Here is a 26190-nt window from a genome sequence, read left to right on the forward strand (position 1 = left end):
ACCATATTAATAATTTTAAATCGCAATTACGTGATCAACACAACGGAGACTATTCATGTCGAATAAACTATTAGATCTTATTCAATCCTCTAATGCTAAATGGGTTGATTTTCGCTTTACTGATACACGCGGCAAAGAGCAGCATATCAGCTTCCCAGCGCATACCGTTGATGAAGATGTTATGGAAGATGGTAAAATGTTTGATGGCTCATCAATCGCCGGTTGGAAGGGTATCGAAGCGTCAGATATGATCTTACGTCCTGATCCAGAAACTGCTTTTGTTGATCCGTTCTATGACGCGGTGACTGTGGTAGTGACTTGCGATATCATCGAGCCATCAACGCTACAAGGTTATGACCGTGACCCACGCTCTATCGCCCGTCGCGCTGAAGAGTATTTGAAATCTACTGGTATCGGTGATACTGCTTACTTCGGTCCTGAGCCTGAATTCTTTGTATTTGATGATGTTAAATGGTCAGTCGATATGTCTGGCGTTAGTCATAAAATCACGGCGGAAGAAGCAGCATGGTCGACTAACGAGACTTACGAGTGGGGCAACATGGCTCACCGCCCACGTGTAAAAGGCGGTTATTTCCCAGTACCACCAATCGACAGCTCACATGATATGCGTGCTGTTATGTGTGAACGCATCGAAGAAATCGTTGGTGAAGGTTCAGTTGAAGTTCATCACCACGAAGTTGCTTCTTGCCAGTCTGAGATCGGTGTTGCATTCAACACGATGGTACGTAAAGCGGATGAAGTTCAACAATTGAAGTATGTTGTGCATAATGTTGCGCATCAGTTTGGTAAAACAGCTACCTTTATGCCTAAGCCAATCGTTGGTGATAACGGTTCAGGTATGCACGTACATATGTCAATCGCAAAAGATGGCGTAAACACGTTCTCTGGTGATGAATATGCTGGCCTATCTGAAACAGCATTGTACTTCATTGGCGGTATCATCAAGCACGCTCGTGCATTGAATGCAATTACCAACCCATCAACGAACAGTTACAAACGCTTAGTGCCACATTACGAAGCACCTATCAAGCTTGCTTATTCAGCGTCTAACCGTTCAGCGTCTATCCGTATTCCACACGTAAGTAGCCCGAAAGCGGTCCGTGTTGAAGCACGTTTCCCTGATCCAACAGCTAACCCATACTTAGCGTTTGCTGCATTGTTGATGGCTGGCCTTGACGGTATCCAAAACAAAATGCATCCAGGTGAAGCTGCTGATAAGAACTTGTATGACTTGCCACCAGAAGAAGAAGCACAAATCCCAACAGTGGCAGAAAGCTTAGATGTTGCATTGCAAGCATTGAAAGATGATCATGACTTCTTGTTAAAAGGTGATGTGTTCACTGAAGACATGCTAGAAGCATTTATCGCTTTGAAAGAAGAAGAAGTACAACGTCTGAATGTGACTGTACATCCAGTTGAGTTTGATATGTACTACAGCTGCTAATTAGCCGCTAAAACACTCAGTTATTTTGGGCCAACTTTGAGTCAACAAAACCAGCTAAGTTATTCTTAGCTGGTTTTTTTATGCTTACTAATAAAGTATATCAATGTGATTGATGAATTTTCTTTGAAATCACTACTGATTTCATGTCAAAACTCACGCATAATAGTTTTATAAAATTATATTAATAGTAGACACTATCTAGGCTGAGGGATTATGACGTTATTAGCAAAATCGAGTTTCTTAAAAGGTAAGATGCAAGTTGGGTTATGGACGGTGGTTACTACCGTTAGCCTTTATGCATCTCTCACCAATGCCGCACCTATTTATAAAATAGTCGATGAGCAAACCGGTCAAGTCACCTTTACCGACCGTCCGCAGGATTATGAGCAGCAAGCTGGCAAACAAGTCAGTCAAATGGCTATTACGACAGGTAATAAGACGAGCAGATCAACTAGTCTGAATACGACAACCGATTCTAATACAAGTCGCCAATCATCAAGTGCGTCGCAGACAGCGACTACTACTGGGTCGCCTACAATAAATACTAGGGTTACCACACCAGTAAACTATCAGTTAGCCATTATTGAACCTAGTGAAGAGAGAGCTTATCGTCGTCCAGTACAGAATATCGATGTCAATGTACAGGTTAAGCCTGCGTTACAGGCAGGTGATAGTGTCAGCATTTACTTTGATGATGAAGAGGTTGCACAAGGCTTGAGCGCGTCTATTGCTACTGTTGATGTTTTACCAGGCGCTCATACAATCAATGTGGTTGTACAAAGCGAAACTGGCCAAACACTTGAGCAAATTATATGTACTGTATACGTGATTCAAAATACAACCACATTGCAGGACAATAAAAGAAAAGCAGAGCAGCTATTGGCTTATCAAAAGCTAGCTTGGTATCAAAAACTGATGCTAAAACTGCGTCAACAGGAAGTTGCTAAGTCTCAGTAATGGTCTCAATAATGATTGAATGTTATGAATAGATATCGCTAGCAAAATAAAAAGGCAAGCACCATTAAGTATGCTTACCTTTTTTAATGTAAATCGCTTATTTAAGTATAAATTATTTTATTTAGTTAACTCGATGGTGCCGTTGGCAGTTACTGAGATAGTGCTGTTACCAGACTCAAAGCTTTGGCTTGGTACAGAAGATTCAAGCGAGTCTGCTTTCATGCTCATAGCGCTGTACATCGGACGTGGATAGTTGCTACCTGTGTTTAGGTTGACATTGACGACACGGTAGCCACGAGCATCCCAAGCGCGGGTAAGACTCTTAGCTTGCTGCTGAAAAGCACGCGAGGCTTCGGTCATTAACTTTTGCTCTAAAGCATCCTTTTTAGTATCTGATACACCAAAATTAAGGTTGTTCATCACTAAGGTTTCTTGTAAGTCAGCAATGAGCTGGCTAGTCGCTGAAAAGTCTGTACTCTTTAAGTCTATGTTTGCCTGACCTGTCCAGCCAATGATTTTATTATTTTTGTCGTAGCGTGGATAGGTGCGCTGCTGTCCTGTGCTCACGGTTACGCTAGGGTAGCGCTTGGCAATTTTCATGGCATTATTGATTGAGGTATTGAGCATTGTAGATAAAGTCTTAGAATCAGTGGCTTGTGCTTTCTTGTACAAACTGGCTTGTACTTCATCGTTCTGAATATCTTCTTTTATCTCTGTCTGAAACGTCAGTTGGTCGTAGCCTGTTGGTTCTGCATGAGCGCTACCCATCATCGCTGTCATGAGGCAAACCGTACCAGAAGCGAGTGCTGCTTTATTCAACAAAGTGTTTTTCATTTTTATCTCCTAAGTTAGTTCTAAAAATATATAAACGATAATTCTCATAGTCCATTTATACACGGAAAATTGTCCCTATTACTCCCTAAACATCAATATGGGTACAATTTCATTCACTAAAGTAGCAAAATTTATATAAGTTGCTGTGAGAATTTTGTGACCTAAGTTACTGACATCATTCGTGCTCAGACGCTGATAATATGAGCTGATGAACTAAATTGAAGAACTATTTGAGGCCTAAAACAATCAGTTTTAAAATAGGGGTTGTAAAATTAAAAATTTCTTGTATAATTTGCGACTGGTGGCTCCATTGGTAGCCTCGCAACATTGTTCTATGAATCCCGCCAGGACCGGAAGGTAGCAACGGTAATAGTCACAATGTGTGCCGAGGATGTGCTTTTGGAGTCGCTTTTTTTTGCCTGAAATTTGATATTTATTTTAATAAAATACAAAAGATCTATTTGTGATGTATTAAGCCCTTCATTGTAAAGGGCTTTTTTTTGGACAATATTTTGTCTGATGCTTATCTAATTACTCATTTGGTTTTAGAATGAATTTTTTATTCGATTTCCTTTCTAGTTCCGAGGTTTTATTAATTAATATGAGTTAAAATACAATGTATTAACTTTTTATTAACATTCTAGACACCTTGGAGTTCAGTTATGAAGATGTTTGTTTGGCTATTCATTGTATTTGTGGTGTTGGTCTTTGTGTTTGGGGTATCCATTTTCAATAGATTGGTACGAGCACGTAACCAAGCAAAAAACGGCTTTGCTCAAATAGATGTGCAACTGAAGCGTCGTCATGATCTGATTCCAAATTTGGTCGAGACCGCCAAGCGTTATTTGAGTCATGAAGAAGAAACGCTAACACGAGTCATTAGTGCGCGTAATCATGCCCAAGATTTACAAGATTCTAATAAGCATCAGCCAGACTCACTAGAGCACATGGCACTATTTGCAAAAGCAGAAGGTATGTTATCCAAGGCGTTGAGTCAGTTTTCTGCTGTCGTCGAAGCATATCCAGAGCTAAAAGCCGATAGTATGATCAAGGAGCTTATGGATGAGCTAACCAATACAGAGAATCGCATCGGGTTCGCGCGTCAGCATTATAATGACAGCGTGATGTTTTATAATAATGATCGCGAAGTCTTCCCCAATAACCTCGTTAGTACAACTTTTAGCTTTCGTCCACTCAGTCAGTTGGTATTCGAAGATAGAGAAGCGATTGCTCAGGCACCGATTGTCGATATGGGCTAAGGTTTAGATAATTTTGGCGAACTCTAGGCAGCCTAATCTGATGGATTTTTTTGGTGAACAGCGGATACGTACGCGTCGCAGTCTCTTACTATATGGACTGTTTTTTCTGATTGTACTTGCTCATATAGTGGTAGGACTGGCTGTTATGTCTATACTGCTAACTGTGTTTACAGGCGGTATATATCACTGGGTATTGGTTCTGGTCATTGTTTTGACGTTAGGTAGTTTCGTTGGTGGTAGTTTTTTAGAGTATCGACGCCTGAGAGCAGGTGGTCGTGCTATTGCTCGGCGAGTAGGAGCAGTTAGGCTGTTCATCGATAACAGTCAAGCGCCATGGGAGCACAGCCAAGGACTCGCTCATCAACACGAAGCTGAAAAAAAGGTTCGCTATAGTTCACGTCATATAGCCGTGCGTGATGAGCGTGATTTTCCGCCCGTTTATCGTCGCTATTATGAAGTTGCCCAGCAGTTAGCGATTGCAGCAGGTTTGCGCACACCGATTTTGTACGTGCTACCTGATGAGCAGGGTATCAATGGTTTCGTCGCTGGTCGCCATAGCCAAGATATGGTGCTCGTCGTTACCCAAGGCGCGCTAGATAAATTGTCTGATGAAGCGTTATACGGACTTATTGGCCACGAATATGGTCATATACTGCACGGTGACGCAACGTTCAATCTACAGCTAATGGTGGTATTGGCAGGCTTGCAGATACTATATGACTGGAGTGACCCAATATCTAATCATCGTTATTTTGATAGCGATAATATCTCCCAAAAGCCTCTACCACAGAGACAGGTTGATACGCTGGCACGTAACACAGAGGCGCAAACCGCCAATTTCACCACGCATAGTGAATGGGTCGCCTACTGGCAGCAGCAATCACAACAACAGCAGTCCTCAGCCAAGCGGCAGTCTAAGTGGATACAAACACCACCTATAATAGATCGTCAAACCCCGCGTAGTATCTGGACATTGCTACTACATGGCTTGAGCTTCTCTAGTATGGCAAGCGCGCAGTTGATTAAGCACAGTTTTAATCGTGAGCGTGAGCTACTCGCTGATGCGACCAGTGTGCAATTGACACGTATACCTGCGATTATCGAAACCTTACAAGCTATTCATCAAGACTCGCTCGGCTCACGTTTGTCTGGCATTGCTGATATCAATGGACTCAGCCATTTTTTCTTCGCTAGTAGTGGGGCGGACCTAGGTGATGTGTCGTGGTTTGCCACTCATCCAAGCTTGACTGAGCGTATGAGCGCGATTAATGCGGATGCTTATCATAAGTTCGCGGTACAAATTGCCAAAGAAAAGCGAATAAATCAGCAAAAGGTCAAAGAAATATATAGGCAACGCCGCTTAGGTGATTGGGGAGCAACAAAAGAAAATAGCTTAAGTGAAGATTTCCCAGAAAAAAACGTGCAGCATTCGTCAGTATTTGAGATTCAAACGGCTGCAACGATTAATACAGGCGACACTAAACAGAAAAGTGACAGGAAAACTCCTGTTGAGTCTACAAGCGACAATCGTAAAGATAGTGGTCAATCAGAAGTTGATGATGGTTTAGAGTTTGCCGTAGAAACTGATGTAGTAATTGATGGGTGGCTTCAAGTACAGGCCGAAGACGTTGGTACTCATCAGCTGTTAAAACCGTGGCAGTCTAAACCTGACGCTGACCTACCAGAAAACACACTAATTGAAGCTAGCGATATTCCAAAGGTATCGCTACCTCAATATATACTCAATCATAGTCACCATCCTTTAGGTGCGCTAGCATTAATCGAAGCTGTTTTACTTTGTCATCAGTATCAACCTTTATCAACGATTGCCACTTATAATTTGAATGATATTTGGAATGAAGGCTTGTATATTAAGACTGACACTATTAATCATGAGCAAATATTACCGCATACGATAGATACTAAGCTGATGACAGTAGTCGCCAGTTTGGATAGGCGTCTGGATAGTGCTTTGATTGAGATCGCTTTAAACCAATTACGTCAACAGGATGTATCTGAACTATTTATCGAAGATTTAAAGCTCAAAAGTAAAGACGATCATAGTCACGACAGTCATCAGCACTATAAAAAACAAGAAAAATGCCGTACGATGTTGTTGCGCTATCAGCAGGGCATATTTGAGTTATTTAACCAACATCTGACATCTGACTTAACCAAAAGCTTGACCCATGATTCGTCAGATCAAAACATACCTAGTGATGACGCTCATTCAGTCGCAATTGCTCTGAATAATTCGTCAGCGTTAGCACATCAAAAATCACCAATATTGTCACTATGGCAAGCGCTACATTTGCAGCAGTTGCTACCGATATTGTTCGAAGTTTTACAAGATACCGATGCGCAGGATCTATGGCCGCAGATGCTGAAGACTGGTATGGAAGATGTAAGAGCGCAATTAGATCCTTCAGGTCAAGTATTTACAAGTCTGAATACATCAGACGTGTCGGTTATCGTTTTATTGGCTTATCGACTATCAAAAGATGTAAAAGGCCAGATGATCTCATTGCATGACCGATCTTTATTGAGTGAAGGTAACGACAGTGTGGCACATTATATTGTAGATTTAAGACGTCATGCGCGCTTGATTGATATTGATCTCATGACAGTAAGCGATCTCAATTTACAGTGGCTATTGTTGACCGCACAGCACTTAAATAGCATTCAGTTATTGGCGATTGTATCTGCGGTTCCTGTCTCTGCTAAGCACTCTGCCACACGCTTGGTAGATGCACAGAATGTTGATAATTATCGAGAGAAGCAACAGGATGGTAGCCAAATAGATTATAATGAAAGTGAGATGAACCAGCCGACTCATAATGAGTATCGACAATGGCTAAGTACATTGCATACAATGATGTTACACGATACGATAATCAGCCAAGATGAATACGATTGTTTGCTGGCAATATCAGAGCGTTGCCTTGGTATTCGGCAGCTGTTTTGATGGGTATGGATCTAATATTTGATTAATAGTGTGATGCATACTCAGTGAGAGCTGCCAAAACCATAAAAACATCTATAAATGATATAAACAAAACGAGTAGGATAGTAGAGTCGAATGAGTGATACCCAAGACCCGCTAACTGTATTACAGCGCCGTGTGCAGCAACGCCAAATTCTAGCGATGATGGGTATCAATCAGTGGGTACAGCCTGAGTCAGAAACCATCAATATGGCTGATATTACGACAGCTTCGGCTAAGCCATTAAATGCTGACTCTACTGATATTGAGTCTAATAACAACGAAGTAGTGAGCGCTAAAGCTGTAGGCACAGTTGATCAACCGTCTGACGGTTATGATATCAATGATTACAATGTTAGTGACTATGTTGCAGATGAGCATGATACCGGTTCGCTAGCTACCATTGAACAGATGGCTAGTGAACAAAGCCCTGTTACTTATAGCTTTGATACTGTTGATTCGAGTACGGTTAGTTCAAGTGCTGTGTCCAACCAAACTGATGTTACTTCAACGAATGCACCTATTGAGCAACCTCAATTTGCGCAGAGTAATTTTCCGCAAAGTAATAGTGATGACCGTGTAAATGACGAGAGCTTAAAAAAAGTAGTGCCATTTGACCTGCAGGGTGGCCGCTATGGTGACTGGGTAATATTGGTTGATATCAAAGCACTGAATAGTGACAGTCAGAAATTATGGAAAAATATCACTGAAGCGCTATCAATCACTTGCGAGATGACATCATTTCCAATTTGTGATGGTATGGATACTGCTGAGCTTGCCAATGCCAGTCTTGCAGGATATATCTTTCGACTTGGCCGAAGTGAAGAGATACAAGTTGCTGCACTGACCGCGCTACCTGACGGCCTCCAACATCCCAATCTGATCACTGTACCGACATTAGAAGAAATGCTCGCAGACAGTAATACTAAACGTCAGCTGTGGGAGCAGATATCTCGTTGAGTTATATGAAAACTAACATCGACACCAATGCCTTTACCAACAAACTGAAATAAAAACATCCTTTTATTTCATCATACCTAGGACTGTGATTATGCCTACAACCCCAACGTCTACAGCAACTGCCACACCGCATCGCCTGCCGAATTTTTGCGCTGGCCCTGCTACCATGCCAACATCCGTATTAGAGCGCGCGCAGAGTGAACTGCTTGATTGGCAAGGTCGCGGCCTATCGGTCATGGAAGTGAGTCACCGTAGCAAAGAGTATATGGCCATTACTGACAAAGCGGAAGCTAAGCTGCGCTCGCTGATGGAAATACCAGATAACTATAAAGTGCTGTTTTTGCAAGGCGGCGCTAGCTTACAGTTTTCGGCGATTCCATTGAACCTGCTAAACGGTGGACGTGGTGACTATTTGACGACAGGCGCATGGTCAGGCAAAGCGATCAAAGAAGCCAAGCGCTATGAGGCGCTAGGTCTAGGCGAGATTAACTTAGTTGCAACTGGTAAAGAGAGTCACTTTACTGATGTACCAGCGCAAAGCGATTGGAATATCAGTGAAGACGCCGCTTATTTTCACTACTGTGCCAATGAAACGATTCATGGCCTACAGATATTTGAGCCACCACAAGTAGATGCGCCAATCATTGCTGATATGTCATCTTGTATCTTGTCACAGCCGATAGATGTATCTAAATTTGGCATGATCTACGCGGGCGCACAAAAAAATATCGGTCCTGCAGGATTGGTTATTGTCATTATTCGTGATGACTTGATGGGGCAGGCCAGCGAATGGTGTCCTATGCTGCTGAACTATGAGCACCAAGCTGACAAAGAGTCTATGTCTAACACGCCAGCGACGTACTCTTGGTACTTAGCAGGGCTAGTGTTTGATTGGTTGGAAGAGCAGGGCGGTGTGGCTGCTATCGGTAAAATCAATCAGCAAAAAGCCGACTTACTTTATAAAACGATTGATGAGAGCAGTTTTTATAATAACCCAGTAGATCCTAAGCATCGTTCTATTATGAACGTACCGTTTACCTTAGCAGACAGCAGCCTCGATAAAGTATTTTTAGAAGAGTCAGAAGAAGCTGGTTTGTTAAATCTAAAGGGTCATCGTGACGTAGGCGGTATGCGAGCCAGTATCTATAATGCCGTACCACTTGAGTGGGTACAGCAGCTGGTTGACTTTATGATTGCCTTTGAAAAAAAGCACGCGTAAGCAAGATGGTAACTGCTAGCGTATAAAGTCTTCATATATAAAACATACATCAAGAAGGGCGCAACCGATCATGGTTGCGCCTTTTTTATACTTATAAACAGACAGTTTGGTCAAACTAGTATGTAGCGATAATAATGACATGTGATAACCATTAAGTGATATCCGCGGCAAACCATTAGGTGAAAAAACCTAAGTTTGTTATGATAAAATTTTGCTATCACGCTGTTTTGCTGTCAGGCTTTACGTTTTGATATTTATATTGGTTAGCATAGAGGTTTGTTGTAACGTCATGATAATGAAAAATACCTTATTAAAAACCATGTTGCTAACCATTACTGTCAGCTGGATACCGAGCAGTATCGCTGCACCTATTACGACGAAAGCGCTTGGTCATAATAGCCCCACTGAGTACATCAATGCACCTTACTTACCTTATGCTAATCCAAAAGCGCCATCAGGAGGCACGCTTTCTCTAGATGCTCGCGGTACGTTTAATAGCGCCAACAAATGGATGACTACAGGCGTCGCGATGATCGGCACAGACTATCTGTATGATACTTTAATGACTGGTTCGTTGAATGAAGCTTTTACCATGTATCCGCAGCTGGCAAGCAAAGTGACATATGATCCGGACGATACGAGCTGGATTATCTATCATCTCAATCCTGATGCTCGTTTTTGGGATGGGTCTGCTGTGACCAGTCGCGATGTAAAAGCGACCTTTGAGGCGATATTGAATAAAGGTCCCATGTATATTCGCAGTTATCTGAGCGATATCAAAGACATTCAAATTATTAATGATCAACAAGTAAAGTTTGTCTTTGCATCTGCTGAAAACAAAGAAATTCTACTAACCGTTGGGCAGTTTCCTGTTTTTGCCAAATCTTCTATAGATACCGATTTCGAAAAAATCAGTCTAACGCCATTGATGGGTAGTGGTCCTTATAAATTGGGACGCGTCGATGCGGGACGTTCGGTAAGTTATATACGTGATCCCAATTACTGGGGTCGTGATTTGATGGTCAATCGCGGTCGCTACAATTTTGATATGATCAAGTTTGTTTATTATCAAAGTGATGAAATTGCTTTTGAAGGTTTTAAATCTGGTCAATATCGTTTCCGTCCTGAAAATAAAGCGTCGAACTGGGTAACTGGGTATAATTTCCCCGCAGTAAAAGCAGGTCTTATTCAAAAAGAGACGATAACCAGCCAAAATCCAGTGCCGATGCAAGCATTGGTCATGAATATGCGTCGCCCAATCTTTCAAGATATTAAAGTTCGCCAAGCTCTGACGGCCGTTTATGATTTTGAATGGATGAATAAAACTCTATTTCATGGGCAGTATGAGCGCTTGCAAAGCTTTTTTCATGGCTCGGAGCTTGCCGCAACGGGTACGCCATCTGACGCAGAAATGCAGGTATTGACGCCTTTATTGTCTGAACTCGAACCGATGCAACGTAAAGCAACGTTAGCTGAGTGGCAGTTGCCTACCAGTGATGGTAATGGCTTCAATCGTCAAGGGTTGTTAGAAGCACGCAAGCTATTGTTAGAAGCTGGGTTTTATTATGAGGATATGAAACTATATCAGCCTAATGGATCGCTTGCTCAGATTGAGGTTTTGATGACAGGTGAGACTATGGGCCGCGTGTTGTTGCCTTATATCCGCAATCTAAAACGTTTAGGGTTTGATGCTACTTTGCGCCAAGTCGATGGTCCGCAATATTATGAGCGTATGCGCCGTTTCGATTATGATATGGTCGTGGACGTCTTTGCCCAAAGTCTATCTCCTGGTGCTGAGCAAGCAGCATATTGGGGTAGCACTGCTGCTGATGAGCCTGGTAACCATAATAGTGCTGGTATCAAAAATGCAGCTATCGATCAGGTGGTTGCTGCCCTTGGTAATGCTAAAAACCGTGATGAGATTGTATTATATACGCAGGTGCTAGATCGGTTATTACGCGCAGGACATTATGTCGTACCGCTATACGGCAAGTCTGGTACCAATGTCGCCTATTGGGATCAGTATCGTCATACCAAAAAGCTACCGACCAATGCAGTGGGTATCGATTACTGGTGGGTCGATAAAGAGGCAGAAGGGCGTATCAATAGATATTTAAAACAATAGATAGTATGTACGATAAGATCTGACCCTGTAACAACGGATAGCTAAGTATATATGTTGTTTTTGTCAAATATATGCTGTTGTTCTCGAATAAAAACTAGATTAGATAGTTCAAAATAACGATTAACAAAAATAACTACTGGTAAGGATTTAACATGAGTATTCGCATTCACCCAATCAAAGCATTTAATGATAACTATATTTGGACGTTGATTAATGAAAATAATAAGCAGGCGATTGTCATTGACCCAGGTCAAGCCCAGCCAGTCATTGATTATCTAGAAATGCACGAGTTAGAACTAACATCGATTTGGACCACTCATCATCATCACGACCATATCGGCGGCGTAGCAGAGTTACAGGAGTCATATCCGATGACTCATTTGGTTGCGCATAGTGAGCATGGCGTCGATGAAGATCAAACCATTAAAGATGGTAGCACAGTGAGCGCATGGGGCTGCTCTGCGCAAGTTTGGGATGTATCAGGGCACACCGCTAGCCATATGGCCTATATCTTGGATATTGATGGACAAAAGCACTGTTTCTGCGGTGATACTCTGTTTAGTGCAGGTTGTGGGCGTGTCTTTACTGGTACGATTGAGCAACTGCATGAGAGTCTTAAGCGCTTGAACGGGTTGTCTCATGAGACGCTACTATATCCTGCACATGAGTATACGGCCAACAACCTGCGCTTTGGTCTGTCCATTGAACCTGATAATGAAGCGATGCAGCAAGCATTAGCACGAGCAGAGGCGCAAACTGAGCAAGGCATGGCAACGCTACCAGTGACACTAGAGCACGAGCGCGCGATAAATGTTTTTTTACGTACACAAGAGCCGAGTGTAATCGCAGGAGTGAAATCCAAAATGCCTATCGATGATGAGAAGTCATTGACGATATTTGCAGCGTTACGTGAGCTGAAAAACAACTTTTAAAGCAAGTTTTTAACAAATAGTTTGCTTTTAAGCACCTATTTAACACACCGCAATTCGCTGCTGAACATCATTGCCCTCTCTCTTTATTTAGGAAGTCGTCATTATGGGTCGTTATATCTTAAAAAGACTACTACTGATATTACCGACACTATTTTTGATATTACTGGCCAACTTTGTAATCGTACAAGCGGCTCCAGGAGGACCTGTTGAGCAGCAGCTAGCGCTTATTGAGCAGGGCGCAAAAGACAACGCGCTTGGCAGTAATATCGGCGCGGGCAGTGCAGGTGGTAACGACAGTACTTATCAAGGAACGCGTGGTCTCTCTGAGGAGATGGTCGCCGCGATTAATGCCCAGTACGGCTTTGACAAATCCGCTCCTGAGCGATTCTGGCTCATGCTAAAGAACTATGCTCAGCTAGATTTTGGTGAGTCGTTTTTTAAAGGGCAGTCGGTGACCGATCTTATTGTAGAGAAGCTGCCAGTTTCGATATCGCTCGGACTGTGGAGTACGCTGCTCCTCTATATGATAGCCATTCCGCTAGGCGTCTATAAAGCGATGCATCATGGCTCAAGCATTGATAAAGCCACCGCCATGCTACTGGCGATTGGACATGCGATACCAGTATTTGTCTTTGCAGTGATTTTACTGGTGTTCTTTGCAGGTGGCAGCTATTGGAATATTTTTCCACTGCAAGGACTGACGTCCGAAAATTTCGATCAGCTAAGCGCGCTTGGTAAAGTAAAAGATTATTTTTGGCATTTGGCGTTACCGCTGCTGGCAAGTACGGTAGGCGGTTTTGCAGGTTTGACTTATTTGACTAAATTTAGCTTTTTAGAGGAGCTGGGCAAGCAATATGTACTGACCGCTCGTGCTAAAGGATTGGGTGAGCGTCAAGTGCTATATGGCCATGTATTTCGCAATGCGATGCTAATTATTATTGCAGGTATTCCAGCTGCTATCGTTGGTATTTTCTTTGCGGGTAACTTTTTGATTGAGATTATATTTAAACTTGATGGTTTGGGGTTGCTGGGTTTTGAAGCCATTCAACAACGCGACTATCCAGTGATATTTGGTACGCTATTTATCTTTACCTTGGTTGGGCTACTATTGCAGTTAATTAGTGATTTAAGTTATCACTTAATCGATCCTCGTATTGATTTTGAGGGCCGCTAATGTCAAATAATCAATCTTCATCAAAGAATAGTAGTATTAATAGCGAAGCAGATAAATCGCTAATGCTTGAGCAGCTATCTACCACAAAAAAGCAACGCTTGAACCCTATATGGCAAGCGCGCCTAGACCGCTTTCGCCAAAATCGTCTTGGGGTGATATCGTTGTTTGTTTTTGCGGTAATATTTGTCATCTGCATGGCGGCTAATGTCATTGCCAATGACAAGCCATTACTAGTGCAGTATCAAAGCGACTACTACTTTCCAGTATTAAAAGCCTATCCCGAAACAACATTTGGCGGTGTGTTTGAGACCGAAACCAATTATAAAGACCCTGCAGTGCAGTCGCTGATTGATGAGCAAGGGTTTTACATAATGCCGCCTATTCCGTTTGCTGATCAGACACCGAATGTCGAGCTTGGCTTGCCTTATCCAGCGGCACCCAATGCTCAGAACTGGCTTGGTACTGATGATATGGGACGCGACGTGCTGGCACGGATACTTTACGGTATGCGAGTGTCGTTATTGTTTGGTCTGGCCCTAACGCTTGCGGGCGCACTGATTGGGATTATCGTTGGTGCGGTACAAGGCTATTATGGCGGCTGGGTAGATCTGGCAGGGCAGCGATTTATGGAAGTATGGGGCGGTATGCCTCAGCTGTTTATGATTATTATTTTGGTCAGTCTGTTTAGTCCCAGCATTATTATGCTGTTCGCCATGATGTTACTATTTGGCTGGATGGGACTGGTCGGTTTGGTACGGGCAGAGTTTTTGCGAGCCCGCAACTTTGACTATGTGCGAGCTGCGCGCAATTTAGGCGTTTCGGACAGCCAGATTATGCTTAGACATATCTTACCTAATGCACTAGCTTCTAGTTTGTCGCAGTTGCCGTTTATCTTAACGGCCAATATTATCGCTTTGACTGCGCTGGATTTCTTAGGATATGGATTGCCACCTGGCTCGCCGTCTCTTGGTGAGCTAATGGTACAAGGGAAAAACAACCTTGATGCACCTTGGCTTGCTTTGTCAGGGTTCTTTAGCTTGACCTTTATTTTATCACTGCTCATCTTCGTCGGCGAAGCATTGCGTGATGCATTTGATCCGAGGCGTTCTTAATATGACTGAAAATATCATCGCCACCGAGCAGAACAACGCGCAAGATGAACGTCTCAATCATGCAGAAAACAAGCTTATGCTAACCGTAGACAAGCTTACTATCACGACGACTACAGGTATCCAGATAGTTGATGCGTTGTCTTATGAGCTAAGACAAGGCAAAACCTTAGCTATTGTTGGTGAGTCAGGCTCTGGGAAGTCTATTGCCAGTCTTGCGCTACTAGGTTTATTACCAGACAGTTTGACCATTACTGGTGAGGCTCAGTTAGCAAGTACGGCTGGCATGTCTACATTGCCCATCGTCAATGATAAAGCACGTAATACTGCGTTACGGTCTATTCGTGGACAGCGAATTGGTGTGGTGTTTCAAGAACCGATGACTGCATTAAATCCGTTACATACGGTCGCTAAACAAATTGCTGAGTCGTTGCGACTAAGCGGTGTACCAAAGAAACAATGGCGAGAAACCAGCATCGCTTTGCTAAATGATGTCAATATTGCTGATCCTGCTGACAAGTTGCACCGTTATCCACATGAGCTATCAGGTGGTCAGCGTCAACGAGTAATGATTGCCATGGCATTGGCTCAGCAGCCTGATATTCTAATTGCTGATGAACCGACGACTGCACTCGATGTCACTTTGCAGCATGAGGTGTTGGCGCTATTAGACAATCTTAAACGCCAGCACAATATGGCGATGATATTGATCAGTCATGATCTCAATTTGGTCAGGCGCTATAGTGATGAGGTCATCGTTATGCGCCAAGGTCAAACGATTGAACAAGGTCAAACGTCTACGGTATTTGATCAGCCTAAAGCCGACTATACTCGTACGCTCATTCAGCAAGACTTTGGGCAAGCGTTAGTTATAGCAGACGATAACGCAGATAAACAATCAAGCGTACTAGAAGTGAGTAATCTTAACGTACAGTTTCCAATTGAAAAAGGTCTGTTTGGTGGTACCAAGCGCTGGTTCGATGCGGTCAAGGATGTCGATATGACGCTACAAAAAGGTCAGGCATTGGGTATCGTTGGAGAGTCCGGCTCTGGCAAAACCACCATTGCGCTGGCGCTTAGCCAACTATTGAGCAACCAAGCATGTGTGAATGGGCAGATAGTGATCAATGATCAAGATATCTCGACATTGTCTAAAAAAGCGCTACGTACATTCCGCTCGCAGATACAAATGGTATTTCAAGATCCATTTGCCAGTATTAATCCGCGTATGACGGTCATGCAAATTGTCGAAGAGGGATTGCTGGTACAAGGCGTGGATAAAGTCACCCGTCAGCAAGCAGTACTAGATAGTCTTGCTACGGTACATCTGCCTTTAGCATTTGCTCAGCGTTATCCGCATGAGCTGTCGGGTGGTCAGCGTCAACGCGTGGCACTGGCGCGCGCGCTCATTATGAAACCCAGTTTACTTATATTGGATGAGCCTACCTCTGCGCTCGACAGTACCACACAGGTAGCAGTTGTCAGTTTACTGCGAGAAATCCAAGAAAGACTGCAAATAAGCTATGTTTTTATCAGCCATGATCTCAAAGTAGTACGTGCTCTATGTCAGCATATTATGGTATTAAAAGAAGGCTTTTGCGTAGAGTCTGGACGTACCGAGGATCTTTTTAATCATCCACAACATGCTTATACTCAGCAATTGTTAAAGGCAAGTACTGACTAGTTTGAACGACTTAATGTAGCCACTTATAACCACTTAGATTGATCAATCAAATTAAGCGGCTAAATTAAGCGATCTGGTATAAAACCGACACATCGCAGTTCATAATAATAGCGACATACTGAAAAAAGCAGTGGTACAATGATTTTGGAAGGTCGCCTGTTTTACAATACTGTGATACGAATCTTTATGCACTTTGACGCTCATAAATTAGTAATATTTAACTGACTCAGCAAAACGGTCTTTATTACAGTTAAAACCATCATTAAAAAGGATTTTGTGCTCATGAAAACACAAAACAGTATTACTAAATTGGTAACGAACAACAGTTTGCAGCATGCTGGTTATTTGGCCGTTGCTAAGACTCGGGCAAAAGTATTAAAAGCAGTGTCTTACGTGATACCTATTAGAAGACCAATGCTGTTTGTCGGTGAGACTGCCTGTGATGAGTTATGCGATATGCTTATCAATGAAGGTAATACCAATGTGTTTATTGTCACGGATACGGTGCTCAATAATCTGAGCATACCAGCAAAAGTTACCGATTATCTAGAGGCAAAAAATATCAGTTATCACGTCTATGATGGTATTACGCCAGACCCTACTTTCAAGGTAGTTGAAGAAGGGCTACGTCAATCAGTAAAAGCCAATTGTGACTCTATCGTAGCCATTGGTGGCGGCTCAGTGATCGATGCGGCCAAAATGATAGCGATGTCTCAAGGTAACAAATGCAAACCAAAACAGCTAATTGGTATTCTCAAAGCAAGAAAGCCTGCGACGCCTTTATACTGTGTACCAACGACGGCTGGTACAGGATCAGAGGCGACACTCGGTGCAGTCGTGTCTGATGACAAAACGCATCAAAAAGCATTGTCTATCGACCCAAGAATGGTACCGCTCGCCGCAGCGATTGACCCAGTTATCATGAAAGGCATGCCAGCGCATATCACAGCAGATACAGGCATCGATGTATTGACTCATGCATTAGAAGCATGGATGAGCGCTAATGCTAATGTAGAGACAGATTACTATGCAGCCTCTGCTGTAAAATCTGTTATGCATTATCTACCACTAGCTTATAAAGACGGTGGCAATCTAAAAGCAAGAGAAGAGATGGGTATCGCCGCTCATTACGGCGGAATTGCCTTTAACAAAGCAGGTCTGGGCTATGTGCATGCTATCGCACATCAGTTAGGTGCTTACTATAGTATTCCTCATGGTCGTGCTAACGCGATCGTGTTGCCTTATGTACTTGACGTCAATCGCAAAGCGAGTAGAAAAAGACTGGCTGCATTGGCTAAAAGAACTGGTATGGTACAGAATGGTCAAGCAGCCAATAGTGATAGTGAGATAGCGGATCACCTTATCACGCAAGTTAGAGACTTGATTGCAAATTTAAATATCGATCCGACAGTTGAGGGTATGCAAACCAGCGACTTTGATAATATTGCAAAGGCAGCTGCAAAAGAAGTCAGTGATACTTATGCAGTACCAACTTATCTATCAGCTGCTGAAATCAAAGAAATTCTAATGAAGATTAAGCTGGCTAGTGACGAACGTGCTGATAATAATAAAGCAGCGTCATAATCCTATGTTTGCATTGATAGCTTTGCGATAAATAAAAGCCCGTCACTCTTTTGAGAATGGGCTTTTTTAATGCATTTGAGATAATAAAGCTTTAGTCTTATTTCTATAGTTAACTCATACTAAAATATATAACCGTTATCAATGAATCCTTTAATTTATCTTGTGATTACACTCAGTTGATAAAAAATATCTTAATAAACTGTAAATATATAACAATATAGGAATGTTGCAGTGACACAAAATCGTTAAGATATTCAGAGGACATTACGCTTAGGAGATTTTTATGAACCGCATATTACCGTCTAAAATTATAGGGTTAGTTATCATAGCGAGCAGCGCGATTTACGCAGGCTGCGCATCAACTGAAAGTAGCTCTACTGTAAAAAATACAACTGCCGCTAATCCCTATGCACCGACTACACCAGGGTTGGCAGTAGCCACGGTAGCGGGTGGGTGTTTTTGGTGTGTTGAAGCAGGTTACGAGAAAATTCCTGGTGTGGTGGAAGTCGTGTCTGGCTATACGGGCGGCACCGCCGAAAATCCAACCTACAAGCAGGTGTCAGCAGGTGGGACCGGTCATACAGAAGCGGCGCAGGTATATTATGATCCTAAGAAAATTACTTATAATGGCATAGTACAGGCTTTATGGAGAATCGCAGATCCTACTGATGATAAAGGTCAGTTTGTCGACCGCGGCACACAGTACCGTCCTGCTATTTTTTATGATAACGCGCAAGAAAAGAAAATTGCAGAAGCTGCTAAGCAATCACTGCAAGACTCTGGGGTATACGAAAAACCAGTAGTGATTGAGATTGTTCCTACTAGTACTTTTTATCCCGCTGAAGAGTACCATCAGGATTATTATAAAAAGAATCCGATACGCTACAAAGCTTATACTTTCAATTCGGGTCGTTATCAGTTCATAGAAAGTGTCTATGGTAAAAACTATGAGCTTGATTTTAGCAAGTTTACGCCTACAGCAGATAGCACACAGCAAGTGACGATGAACGTCACGTCGGATAGCAAAGTAAGCAAAGGTTTTAACCCAGATACATTCGCAAAACCCTCACAAGATGCGCTAAAAAAATCGCTCAATGATATTCAGTATAAGGTCACTCAAAAAGAAGGGACCGAGCGCGCCTTTGATAATGAATATTGGGATAATAAAGAGCCTGGATTGTATGTAGATGTCGTATCTGGTGAGCCACTGTACTCTTCTCGTGATAAATACAAGTCCGGTACGGGCTGGCCGAGTTTTACTCGTCCATTAAATACTAGCTTAGTGGTAGAAAAGCCGGATCCAGGCATATTTGGAACCCGTACTGAAATCCGTAGTCGTTACGCGGACTCGCACGTAGGTCATGTGTTTGATGATGGTCCAGCACCAACAGGTAAGCGCTATTGCATGAATTCAGCAGCACTACGCTTTATTCCGCTTGCAGATATGGAAGCTGAAGGTTACGGCGACTGGATTGATGATGTGAAATCAGTTAGCTAGTATTGTTTTTCTACCGTTTACCCAAATAAAAAGGACGCTGATGCGTCCTTTTTATTTGGGTATTGTTCAGAGTAGAATAAACAATTAACAGCAATTTAAAACGCTGGTTGACGCTTAGGAACAGCACCCAAAAACTCATTACGTGCTTGATTATTGTGTTGGTATTCGCCAAGCATAGCGGTGCTACGTGTGGTTGAATGCTGTTTGCTAACACCGCGCATCATCATACACATATGTGATGCATCCATGACAACTGCCACACCGCGGCAGCCAGTAACATCCATAATGGTTTGTGCAATCTGCTCACTTAAGTTTTCTTGTATTTGTAAACGACGAGCATACATGTCGACGATACGGGCGAACTTTGACAGTCCCAAGACTTGTCCATCAGGTAAGTAGCCGATATGAGCGATACCATGGAACGGTAGCATATGATGCTCACACAATGAATAAAACTCAATGTTCTGTACCAGCACCAGCTCACGATTGGCTGATGGGAAGACAGCATCATTGACTACTTCTTCTATGTTTTGATGATAGCCTTGGGTTAGATGTGCAAATGCCTTTGCAGCACGTACAGGCGTATCTAACAAACCCGGGCGATCTAAGTCTTCGCCAGTTGAAGCAATCAGTTGGCGATAAGATTCGGTACTTTCTTTATAATCTGGGGTTATGATGGGGGTGTTACTCATAAGTTTGGCAGCCATCCAAAATGTGGGTGTAGCTTAACGTTGAATCCTATCATGTGAGGATTCTTATAAAAATTGTGCAAGCTGGGAAGGGCTGTGATTATACTCGAAATCTGCTGAACTTCATACTGCTGTGGTCAGCAGTTAAGGCTTTAATAAATAAAGGGGGAGTCTAATACTTATTCGAAACGGTTATAGTATTAATATTTGAAATACTGTTTTCATCATGAAGTCAGTAAAATGTTATAGTCTGTGCGTTTTGTTTCGAAGCGTTAATGCTAAAATATATTCTAATAACTCGCAAAAAGCGCTCATTGTCGACATTACTTGAAGCGATAAGCTGCTGTTAGAGTTTTCATTTTATTGGTTGATGGTATTTACGAATCCAATAACAAGAACCAAATACAGTTTACGACTGTTTACTTAAATTAATTCGTGTATAATAACTCATCTTTTCATTTGTACTATTTAGTAGTCTCAATCTTCTAATTACTCTAAATAAATTCTTATTCTAAATCATCTTGATTGATTCAAAAGGAAATCTTATGCTACTGCAAGGACAACGATTTGTCGTAACTGGCATCGCAAGTAAACTCTCTATCGCTTGGGCTATCGCAGAAGCGTTGCACCGCGAAGGGGCATCAATAATTCTGACTTACCCGAACGATAAAATTAAAAAACGCGTCGACATGGCCGCTGAAAAATTTGAAGCAGATTTGGTTCTAGAGTGTGATGTCGCCTCTGATGAGTCGATTGCTGCTTGTTTTGAACAAGTAACTGCTCATTGGGGTGATGGTATTGATGGTGTGGTTCATGCCATTGGATTTGCGCCGATGGATCAGCTTGATGGAGATTTTGTTAGCGCAACGACTCGTGAAGGAAGCCACATTGCACATGACATCTCTAGTTATAGCTTTGTTGCATTGGCTAAAGCAGCTCGTGAATTATTAGCGATGCGTCACGGCTCTATGTTGACGTTGACTTATGAAGGTAGTATTTCAGTATTGCCAAACTATAACGTCATGGGTATGGCAAAAGCCAGTCTAGAAGCCAGCGTTCGTTATTTAGCAACGTCTATGGGCGGCGAAGGTATTCGTGTTAATGCGATATCTGCAGGCCCTATCCGCACGCTAGCCGCTAGTGGTATCAAGTCTTTCCGCAAAATGCTTGATATTAGCGAAAAGATTGCGCCACTACAACGCAATATCACACAGACAGAAGTAGGTAATGCAGCATTGTTTCTATTATCTCCTTGGGCGTCTGGTATCACAGGTGAGATTATGTTTGTTGATGCAGGCTTCAATACGGTTGCTATCAGTGAGCAATTAATGACGCTTGATGAGCCAGCGAAGTAATAATTGTCATCAATGATATGTTTGATAATAGAAAAGACAGCCAATAGGCTGTCTTTTCTGGTTATACTATGAGTCTTTTTAGCAATGGGCTTTTTTAGCAGTGTGCCTCTTTAGCTATGTAATTTTGAGCGAGAGATATGATAACCAAATTACCAAAGTGGATACTATGGGGCGGGGCAATTCTGGCATTTAGTGCTGGTTGTGTGAATACAACGGCATTGATGGGGTTCGCTAATTTATCGGTGTCACACGTCACTGGCAATGTGAGCTTGTTTGCAGCGGCTATCGCTCATGCAGATGCACGTAGTATTTTATATATTGGTACTTTGTTGCTGTCCTTCTTGGCAGGCGCTATACTGAGCGGTTTTGTCATTGGGCAGACGTCATTGAAACTCGGTCGTCGTTATGGGCGAGCGCTATACTTAGAAGCAGCATTATTGCTGGTTAGTTATTGGTTATACCAGCAGCATGATTATTTAGGACAATTGGCGGCAGCGATGGCCTGCGGATTACAAAACGCGATGGTAGCAACTTATAGTGGGGCGGTCATTCGTACCACTCACTTGACAGGGCTGACATCGGATATGGGGGCGGCAATCGGTAATTGGCTTGCCGGCCGCTCTATCAGTAAGCCAACTTTAGGGTTTCAAGCGGTTATCTGGTATTGCTTCTGCGGTGGTAGTACAGTAGGTGCTTTCTTGTTTGCTACAATCAGCTATGATGCCTTATTTGTTCCCATTGCTATTGTTTCGACAGCAGCATTCGTATATAACTATGCTTCAGATCACCTGCCAGAAGTTAGAGAGCCAAAAAAAGGATAAGCGCTTATCATAATGATAAACGCCCATCTTATTTACTATAAACTTTCTGTAAGTTCATTTAGGTATGAAGTAGCAAGCTACTAAAACATTCTTTTATTTTAGTCTTTATGATCTTCGTGCTCATGCATTCCTTGCATCATATCAAGCATAGAGTCGTCAGTACGTTGCTGGTCTTCTTTGGCTAAGCCATCTTGGTTAATGTCTTTTGGTGCCATTTTAGTCGTTGAGTCCGTTTTATTTGAGTCTGTCATAAAGTACTCCAGTATTTTTATTTGAGCTTTAATAAAGATATCTTGGTTAAAGCTTTATTTGTTAACGCTTTTATTTTACTTGTCTAGTATGAAGTGTGATTATAATGTTGTACATATACAGAGTACACTTGTTTAGTGACTGTGTGTAACTGATGATGTAATCAACAATGCAACTAATAAAGTAACCGATAACTAGGTATGCCGATGGCTAGCATAAGTTGTAAAAGACAAGTTCTAATATGAATGTCTCAAGCGCTGCTTGTAGGTAGTTAAATGTAGGGCATTACTAAGAATAAGTATTGACAGTCAGTCATAAATTTTTCATCGGTGCTTTCGATTTTATTTTTTCTTCAATGGTAATGTGTTTATCAAAACACACACCAACCAGTAATTTATGTTTTTATCTTGAGGTTTCTTACACCGTCTTTTATTCAATAAGGACATTCTATGTCAGAGCAAAAGCTAGATAGCCATCTCCCTAATGATGGCAATGAATATTTATTTACTGATACCTTCCCAAAAGGTACAGGCAAAGGGTTAATTGTTGTCGCAATTGCAGCGATTATTGCGATGATTATCTATAATATTTTACCATTTGATATCAATGCCAATAAAGGTCTTGCTTTGTTGTTTTTTATCGGTGTACTGTGGTTAACAGAAGCAGTGCACGTGACTATTACGGCGCTACTGGTAGTGGTGGTAGGAGCCTTGATAGGTATACCAGATTTTGATGCCAAAATAGGCTTACAAAGTTTCGCTAGTCCGACTATTTATTTATTCTTTGGTGGTTTTGCGCTAGCTGCTGCTTTGCATGTACAACAGTTGGACAAAAAAATTGCATTAAAGATTCTATCAATGTCAGGTGGTAAGCTTAGTACGGCCGTATTTTTGATATTTGGTGTGACAGCATTTCTATCAATGTGGATATCAAACACAGCCACGGCGGCGATGATGCTGCCATTAGCTCTTGGTATTTTGACGCAAGTTGATCGTGAAAAAGATCGCGGTACATTTGTGTTTGTATTATTGGGTATTGCTTATTCAGCGAGCCTGGGTGGTTTGGGTACGATTGTTGGTTCACCGCCTAATGCGATTGCAGCCAAAGCGCTTGATATTGCTTTTGTTGATTGGATGAAGTTTGGTATACCGATGATGTTGGTGCTATTGCCATTATTATTGGGTGCGATGTACTTGTTCCTTAAACCCAACCTAAATCGTAAAATCACATTGGTTGAAGAGACTCCTATAGCTTGGAATAAGCCACGTATAGTGACCATTACTGTCTTTGTTATTACTGCATTGAGCTGGATATTCTCTAAGAAAATCGGTGCAGCGTTAGATATTTCTGATACGGATGCCATTATTGCTTTATCCGCGGCAGCAGCAGTAGTGAGCTTAGGACTGGTATCGTGGAAGCAAGTTTCTGACAATACTGATTGGGGCGTACTCATGCTGTTCGGTGGCGGTATTGCACTATCGACAGTTTTGAAAGTCTCAGGTGCGTCTTTAGTACTTGGTGAAACGGTCGCTAACGCATTGTCTGCGGCACCACTGATGGTGGTGATGATTGCGATATCTGCATTTATTATTTTCTTAACCGAGTTCGCTTCTAACACAGCATCTGCTGCATTGTTAGTGCCAGTGTTTGCTGCTATCGCTGAGCAGATGGGCTTGCCTCATGAAGTACTCGTACTAGTCATCGGTATCGGTGCATCATGTGCCTTTATGTTGCCAGTTGCGACGCCACCAAATGCTATTGTGTTTGGTACTGGTTTGATTAAACAGACAGAAATGATTCGCACGGGTATTATATTAAATATTATTGCTACTATCGTTATTGGACTATGGGCATATTTCTTTTTGATATAATCAAGTAGTCACTATAATCATATATGCTTAGCGATACTGAAACCCCAATGTTCAAGACAAGTTGAACATTGGGGTTTTTTGTTGCTTATCGTATTGGATAACGGTATAGAATGTTTGTCATTCACGTCATTTTATTAAATGGATTTGATCAAATGGTACTGTATTTATTAGAAGCAATGGTTCTTATAGTACTAGGTACAATTGCCCTACTGATTGTATTTATAGCAAAATATTGGGCGCCTGATCGTACTGTCACTGAGCTAAAACGATGGCAACTGCCCAATAGTGAATTTATAGACATATAAGGTATGCAGGCACACGTGGCGCAGTCAGGAAAGTGTGATACAAACCTTAATAAGGTATCGATGGGCAAAGCGTTTAACGCTGAACCTAAAGTAATGTCGTCTAGAACAAAACCACCTGAAACAATCGTTTTGTTACATGGAACCTCGGCAAGTCTACATACATGGGAAGGTTGGTCAAAGGCGCTGTCTGAGCAGTACTGTGTCGTAAGTATGGATCTGCCAGGATTTGGTCTGACTGGTCCTTATGTGGACGAACGCACACACTATAGCTACGAAAATTATGCTACGTTTGTCATTCAAGTGCTCAACCATTTGAAATTAGATCGTGTCACACTTGCAGGTAACTCATTAGGGGGTAAGGTAGCATGGCGTACGGCAGCTTTGTATCCTGAGCATATCAGTCGTTTAATATTGGTGGATGCAGTTGGCTATTCATCAATGCCAAAACACGTCCCTATTGGTTTTAAGCTTGCTGAATATTCAGTGATGTCACCAATTCTAAATCGTATCCTACCCAGAAGTGTCGTCGAAAAAAGTGTTTTGAGCGTGTATGCAGACGATAGCAAAGTAAACGACGCTTTGGTTGATAGGTACTATGAGTTGACCTTGCGCCAAGGCAATCGGCAAGCATTAAGTCGCCGTCTAAATGAGACTGATGATGATAGTGACCAAGCGCAAATAAAGCAGTTGGATATACCGACCTTAATATTATGGGGTGCAAAAGATGCTCTTATTCCTGTAGGAAACGCCATGTTATTTCATAGAGACATACGTAACAGTCAACTTAAGATATTTGATAACTTAGGTCATGTACTGCATGAAGAAGATCCGCTAGCAACTATTGAAGTTGTAAAGTAGTTTTTAATTAGTGAGTTAGAAAATGAATAACTTAGAAAAGAAACAGATAACGACCATCGCCGCGATTTCAGATATTCATAGTAATGTCTACGCTCTTGAATCTGTGTTTGCCGATATAAGGCATCGAGATGTTGATCAGGTTGATCAGATTGTCAATCTTGGTGATATTTTGTATGGGCCAATAGCACCTAACGCTACCTATGAGTTATTGATGGCACATCAAGATGACATTATCACCATTAGAGGCAATCAGGATAGA

21 protein-coding genes and 1 other RNA gene are annotated in these 26190 nt (G+C 42.1%); 19 read left to right on the forward strand and 3 right to left on the reverse strand.

Translation table 11 applies throughout. The features are described 5' to 3' along the window. The first annotated feature begins 55 nt into the window (after positions 1–55). Positions 56–1465 carry a type I glutamate--ammonia ligase gene (gene glnA / locus ACT3QQ_RS08500; protein ID WP_444520753.1) on the forward strand — a complete coding sequence of 470 codons (1410 nt, stop codon included), beginning with the start codon at positions 56–58 and terminating at the stop codon, positions 1463–1465. 213 nt (positions 1466–1678) lie between these two features. Next, on the forward strand, positions 1679–2422 hold the full coding sequence (locus ACT3QQ_RS08505; RefSeq protein ID WP_444527659.1) for a DUF4124 domain-containing protein: 744 nt from the start codon (positions 1679–1681) through the stop codon (positions 2420–2422). A 117-nt stretch (positions 2423–2539) separates the two neighbouring features. Here ACT3QQ_RS08505 and ACT3QQ_RS08510 read toward each other — a convergent pair whose 3' ends face one another. Further along, the gene (locus ACT3QQ_RS08510) at positions 2540–3256 is read right to left on the reverse strand and encodes an SIMPL domain-containing protein (protein WP_444527660.1); all 717 of its coding nucleotides are present in this window, start codon (positions 3254–3256) and stop codon (positions 2540–2542) included. A 308-nt stretch (positions 3257–3564) separates the two neighbouring features. On the opposite strand from ACT3QQ_RS08510, the gene ffs reads away from it, so the two are divergent. The 12 genes from ffs (at position 3565) to msrB (ending at position 19783) form a co-directional block, all read left to right on the forward strand. Next, positions 3565–3661, forward strand: an RNA gene (gene ffs, locus ACT3QQ_RS08515) — signal recognition particle sRNA small type. 257 nt (positions 3662–3918) lie between these two features. Then, a complete protein-coding gene (locus ACT3QQ_RS08520; protein ID WP_444527661.1) occupies positions 3919–4515 on the forward strand; it encodes a LemA family protein in 597 nt (198 codons plus the stop codon). Between the two features lie 145 nt (positions 4516–4660). Next, positions 4661–7480: a M48 family metalloprotease gene (locus ACT3QQ_RS08525; protein WP_444527662.1), complete on the forward strand. Its 2820-nt coding sequence runs from the start codon at positions 4661–4663 to the stop codon at positions 7478–7480. Between the two features lie 114 nt (positions 7481–7594). Beyond that, a complete protein-coding gene (locus ACT3QQ_RS08530) occupies positions 7595–8458 on the forward strand; it encodes a DNA polymerase III subunit psi (RefSeq protein ID WP_444527663.1) in 864 nt (287 codons plus the stop codon). 91 nt (positions 8459–8549) lie between these two features. Continuing rightward, positions 8550–9677 (forward strand): 3-phosphoserine/phosphohydroxythreonine transaminase, encoded by a 1128-nt coding sequence (serC, locus tag ACT3QQ_RS08535; protein ID WP_444527664.1) that lies wholly within the window; start codon positions 8550–8552, stop codon positions 9675–9677. Positions 9678–9969: 292 nt separating this feature from the next. Further along, positions 9970–11802, forward strand: a complete 1833-nt coding sequence (locus ACT3QQ_RS08540; RefSeq protein WP_444527675.1) for an extracellular solute-binding protein — start codon at positions 9970–9972, stop codon at positions 11800–11802. A 152-nt stretch (positions 11803–11954) separates the two neighbouring features. Further along, positions 11955–12734, forward strand: a complete 780-nt coding sequence (gene gloB, locus ACT3QQ_RS08545) for a hydroxyacylglutathione hydrolase (RefSeq protein WP_444527665.1) — start codon at positions 11955–11957, stop codon at positions 12732–12734. 103 nt (positions 12735–12837) lie between these two features. Next, the gene (gene yejB, locus ACT3QQ_RS08550; protein WP_444527666.1) at positions 12838–13908 is read left to right on the forward strand and encodes a microcin C ABC transporter permease YejB; all 1071 of its coding nucleotides are present in this window, start codon (positions 12838–12840) and stop codon (positions 13906–13908) included. 62 nt (positions 13909–13970) lie between these two features. Then, entirely contained in the window at positions 13971–15020 is a 1050-nt protein-coding gene (locus tag ACT3QQ_RS08555; RefSeq protein WP_444527676.1) for an ABC transporter permease, read from the forward strand. A 1-nt stretch (position 15021) separates the two neighbouring features. Then, entirely contained in the window at positions 15022–16701 is a 1680-nt protein-coding gene (locus ACT3QQ_RS08560; RefSeq protein WP_444527667.1) for an ABC transporter ATP-binding protein, read from the forward strand. A gap of 282 nt (positions 16702–16983) precedes the next feature. Further along, positions 16984–18285, forward strand: a complete 1302-nt coding sequence (locus ACT3QQ_RS08565; RefSeq protein ID WP_444527668.1) for an iron-containing alcohol dehydrogenase — start codon at positions 16984–16986, stop codon at positions 18283–18285. 283 nt (positions 18286–18568) lie between these two features. Further along, positions 18569–19783 (forward strand): peptide-methionine (R)-S-oxide reductase MsrB, encoded by a 1215-nt coding sequence (gene msrB, locus ACT3QQ_RS08570; RefSeq protein ID WP_444527669.1) that lies wholly within the window; start codon positions 18569–18571, stop codon positions 19781–19783. A gap of 95 nt (positions 19784–19878) precedes the next feature. Here msrB and folE read toward each other — a convergent pair whose 3' ends face one another. Further along, complete coding sequence (folE, locus tag ACT3QQ_RS08575) at positions 19879–20475, reverse strand: GTP cyclohydrolase I FolE (RefSeq protein ID WP_444527670.1); 597 nt, start codon at positions 20473–20475, stop codon at positions 19879–19881. 542 nt (positions 20476–21017) lie between these two features. Here folE and ACT3QQ_RS08580 point away from each other — a divergent pair. After that, entirely contained in the window at positions 21018–21827 is an 810-nt protein-coding gene (locus ACT3QQ_RS08580) for an enoyl-ACP reductase FabI (protein ID WP_444527671.1), read from the forward strand. 137 nt (positions 21828–21964) lie between these two features. After that, positions 21965–22648, forward strand: coding sequence for a YoaK family protein (locus ACT3QQ_RS08585; protein ID WP_444520769.1), 684 nt, complete (start codon positions 21965–21967; stop codon positions 22646–22648). 98 nt (positions 22649–22746) lie between these two features. On the opposite strand, the gene ACT3QQ_RS08590 is transcribed toward ACT3QQ_RS08585, so the two are convergent. Next, the gene (locus ACT3QQ_RS08590; protein WP_444520770.1) at positions 22747–22899 is read right to left on the reverse strand and encodes a hypothetical protein; all 153 of its coding nucleotides are present in this window, start codon (positions 22897–22899) and stop codon (positions 22747–22749) included. Positions 22900–23346: 447 nt separating this feature from the next. On the opposite strand from ACT3QQ_RS08590, the gene ACT3QQ_RS08595 reads away from it, so the two are divergent. From ACT3QQ_RS08595 to ACT3QQ_RS08605, 3 genes are all read left to right on the forward strand, one after another. Continuing rightward, entirely contained in the window at positions 23347–24768 is a 1422-nt protein-coding gene (locus ACT3QQ_RS08595) for an SLC13 family permease (protein WP_444527672.1), read from the forward strand. A 308-nt stretch (positions 24769–25076) separates the two neighbouring features. Then, positions 25077–25931 carry an alpha/beta fold hydrolase gene (locus ACT3QQ_RS08600; protein ID WP_444527673.1) on the forward strand — a complete coding sequence of 285 codons (855 nt, stop codon included), beginning with the start codon at positions 25077–25079 and terminating at the stop codon, positions 25929–25931. 22 nt (positions 25932–25953) lie between these two features. Beyond that, the coding region (locus ACT3QQ_RS08605; RefSeq protein WP_444527674.1) for a metallophosphoesterase family protein at positions 25954–26190 on the forward strand (237 nt) is incomplete at its 3' end.

It is taken from the genome of Psychrobacter sp. AOP7-A1-24, from assembly GCF_052376235.1.
Taxonomy (GTDB): Bacteria; Pseudomonadota; Gammaproteobacteria; order Pseudomonadales; family Moraxellaceae; genus Psychrobacter.

Excerpts from the sequence above, each read along its gene's own strand:
- glnA (WP_444520753.1), top strand. The coding sequence starts at position 56 with ATGTCGAATAAACTATTAGATCTTATTCAATCCTCTAATGCTAAATGG.
- ACT3QQ_RS08505 (WP_444527659.1), top strand. The coding sequence starts at position 1,679 with ATGACGTTATTAGCAAAATCGAGTTTCTTAAAAGGTAAGATGCAAGTT.
- ACT3QQ_RS08510 (WP_444527660.1), bottom strand. The coding sequence starts at position 3,256 with ATGAAAAACACTTTGTTGAATAAAGCAGCACTCGCTTCTGGTACGGTT.
- ACT3QQ_RS08520 (WP_444527661.1), top strand. The coding sequence starts at position 3,919 with ATGAAGATGTTTGTTTGGCTATTCATTGTATTTGTGGTGTTGGTCTTT.
- ACT3QQ_RS08525 (WP_444527662.1), top strand. The coding sequence starts at position 4,661 with ATGTCTATACTGCTAACTGTGTTTACAGGCGGTATATATCACTGGGTA.
- ACT3QQ_RS08530 (WP_444527663.1), top strand. The coding sequence starts at position 7,595 with ATGAGTGATACCCAAGACCCGCTAACTGTATTACAGCGCCGTGTGCAG.
- serC (WP_444527664.1), top strand. The coding sequence starts at position 8,550 with ATGCCTACAACCCCAACGTCTACAGCAACTGCCACACCGCATCGCCTG.
- gloB (WP_444527665.1), top strand. The coding sequence starts at position 11,955 with ATGAGTATTCGCATTCACCCAATCAAAGCATTTAATGATAACTATATT.
- yejB (WP_444527666.1), top strand. The coding sequence starts at position 12,838 with ATGGGTCGTTATATCTTAAAAAGACTACTACTGATATTACCGACACTA.
- ACT3QQ_RS08555 (WP_444527676.1), top strand. The coding sequence starts at position 13,971 with ATGCTTGAGCAGCTATCTACCACAAAAAAGCAACGCTTGAACCCTATA.
- ACT3QQ_RS08560 (WP_444527667.1), top strand. The coding sequence starts at position 15,022 with ATGACTGAAAATATCATCGCCACCGAGCAGAACAACGCGCAAGATGAA.
- ACT3QQ_RS08565 (WP_444527668.1), top strand. The coding sequence starts at position 16,984 with ATGAAAACACAAAACAGTATTACTAAATTGGTAACGAACAACAGTTTG.
- msrB (WP_444527669.1), top strand. The coding sequence starts at position 18,569 with ATGAACCGCATATTACCGTCTAAAATTATAGGGTTAGTTATCATAGCG.
- folE (WP_444527670.1), bottom strand. The coding sequence starts at position 20,475 with ATGAGTAACACCCCCATCATAACCCCAGATTATAAAGAAAGTACCGAA.
- ACT3QQ_RS08580 (WP_444527671.1), top strand. The coding sequence starts at position 21,018 with ATGCTACTGCAAGGACAACGATTTGTCGTAACTGGCATCGCAAGTAAA.
- ACT3QQ_RS08585 (WP_444520769.1), top strand. The coding sequence starts at position 21,965 with ATGATAACCAAATTACCAAAGTGGATACTATGGGGCGGGGCAATTCTG.
- ACT3QQ_RS08590 (WP_444520770.1), bottom strand. The coding sequence starts at position 22,899 with ATGACAGACTCAAATAAAACGGACTCAACGACTAAAATGGCACCAAAA.
- ACT3QQ_RS08595 (WP_444527672.1), top strand. The coding sequence starts at position 23,347 with ATGTCAGAGCAAAAGCTAGATAGCCATCTCCCTAATGATGGCAATGAA.
- ACT3QQ_RS08600 (WP_444527673.1), top strand. The coding sequence starts at position 25,077 with ATGCAGGCACACGTGGCGCAGTCAGGAAAGTGTGATACAAACCTTAAT.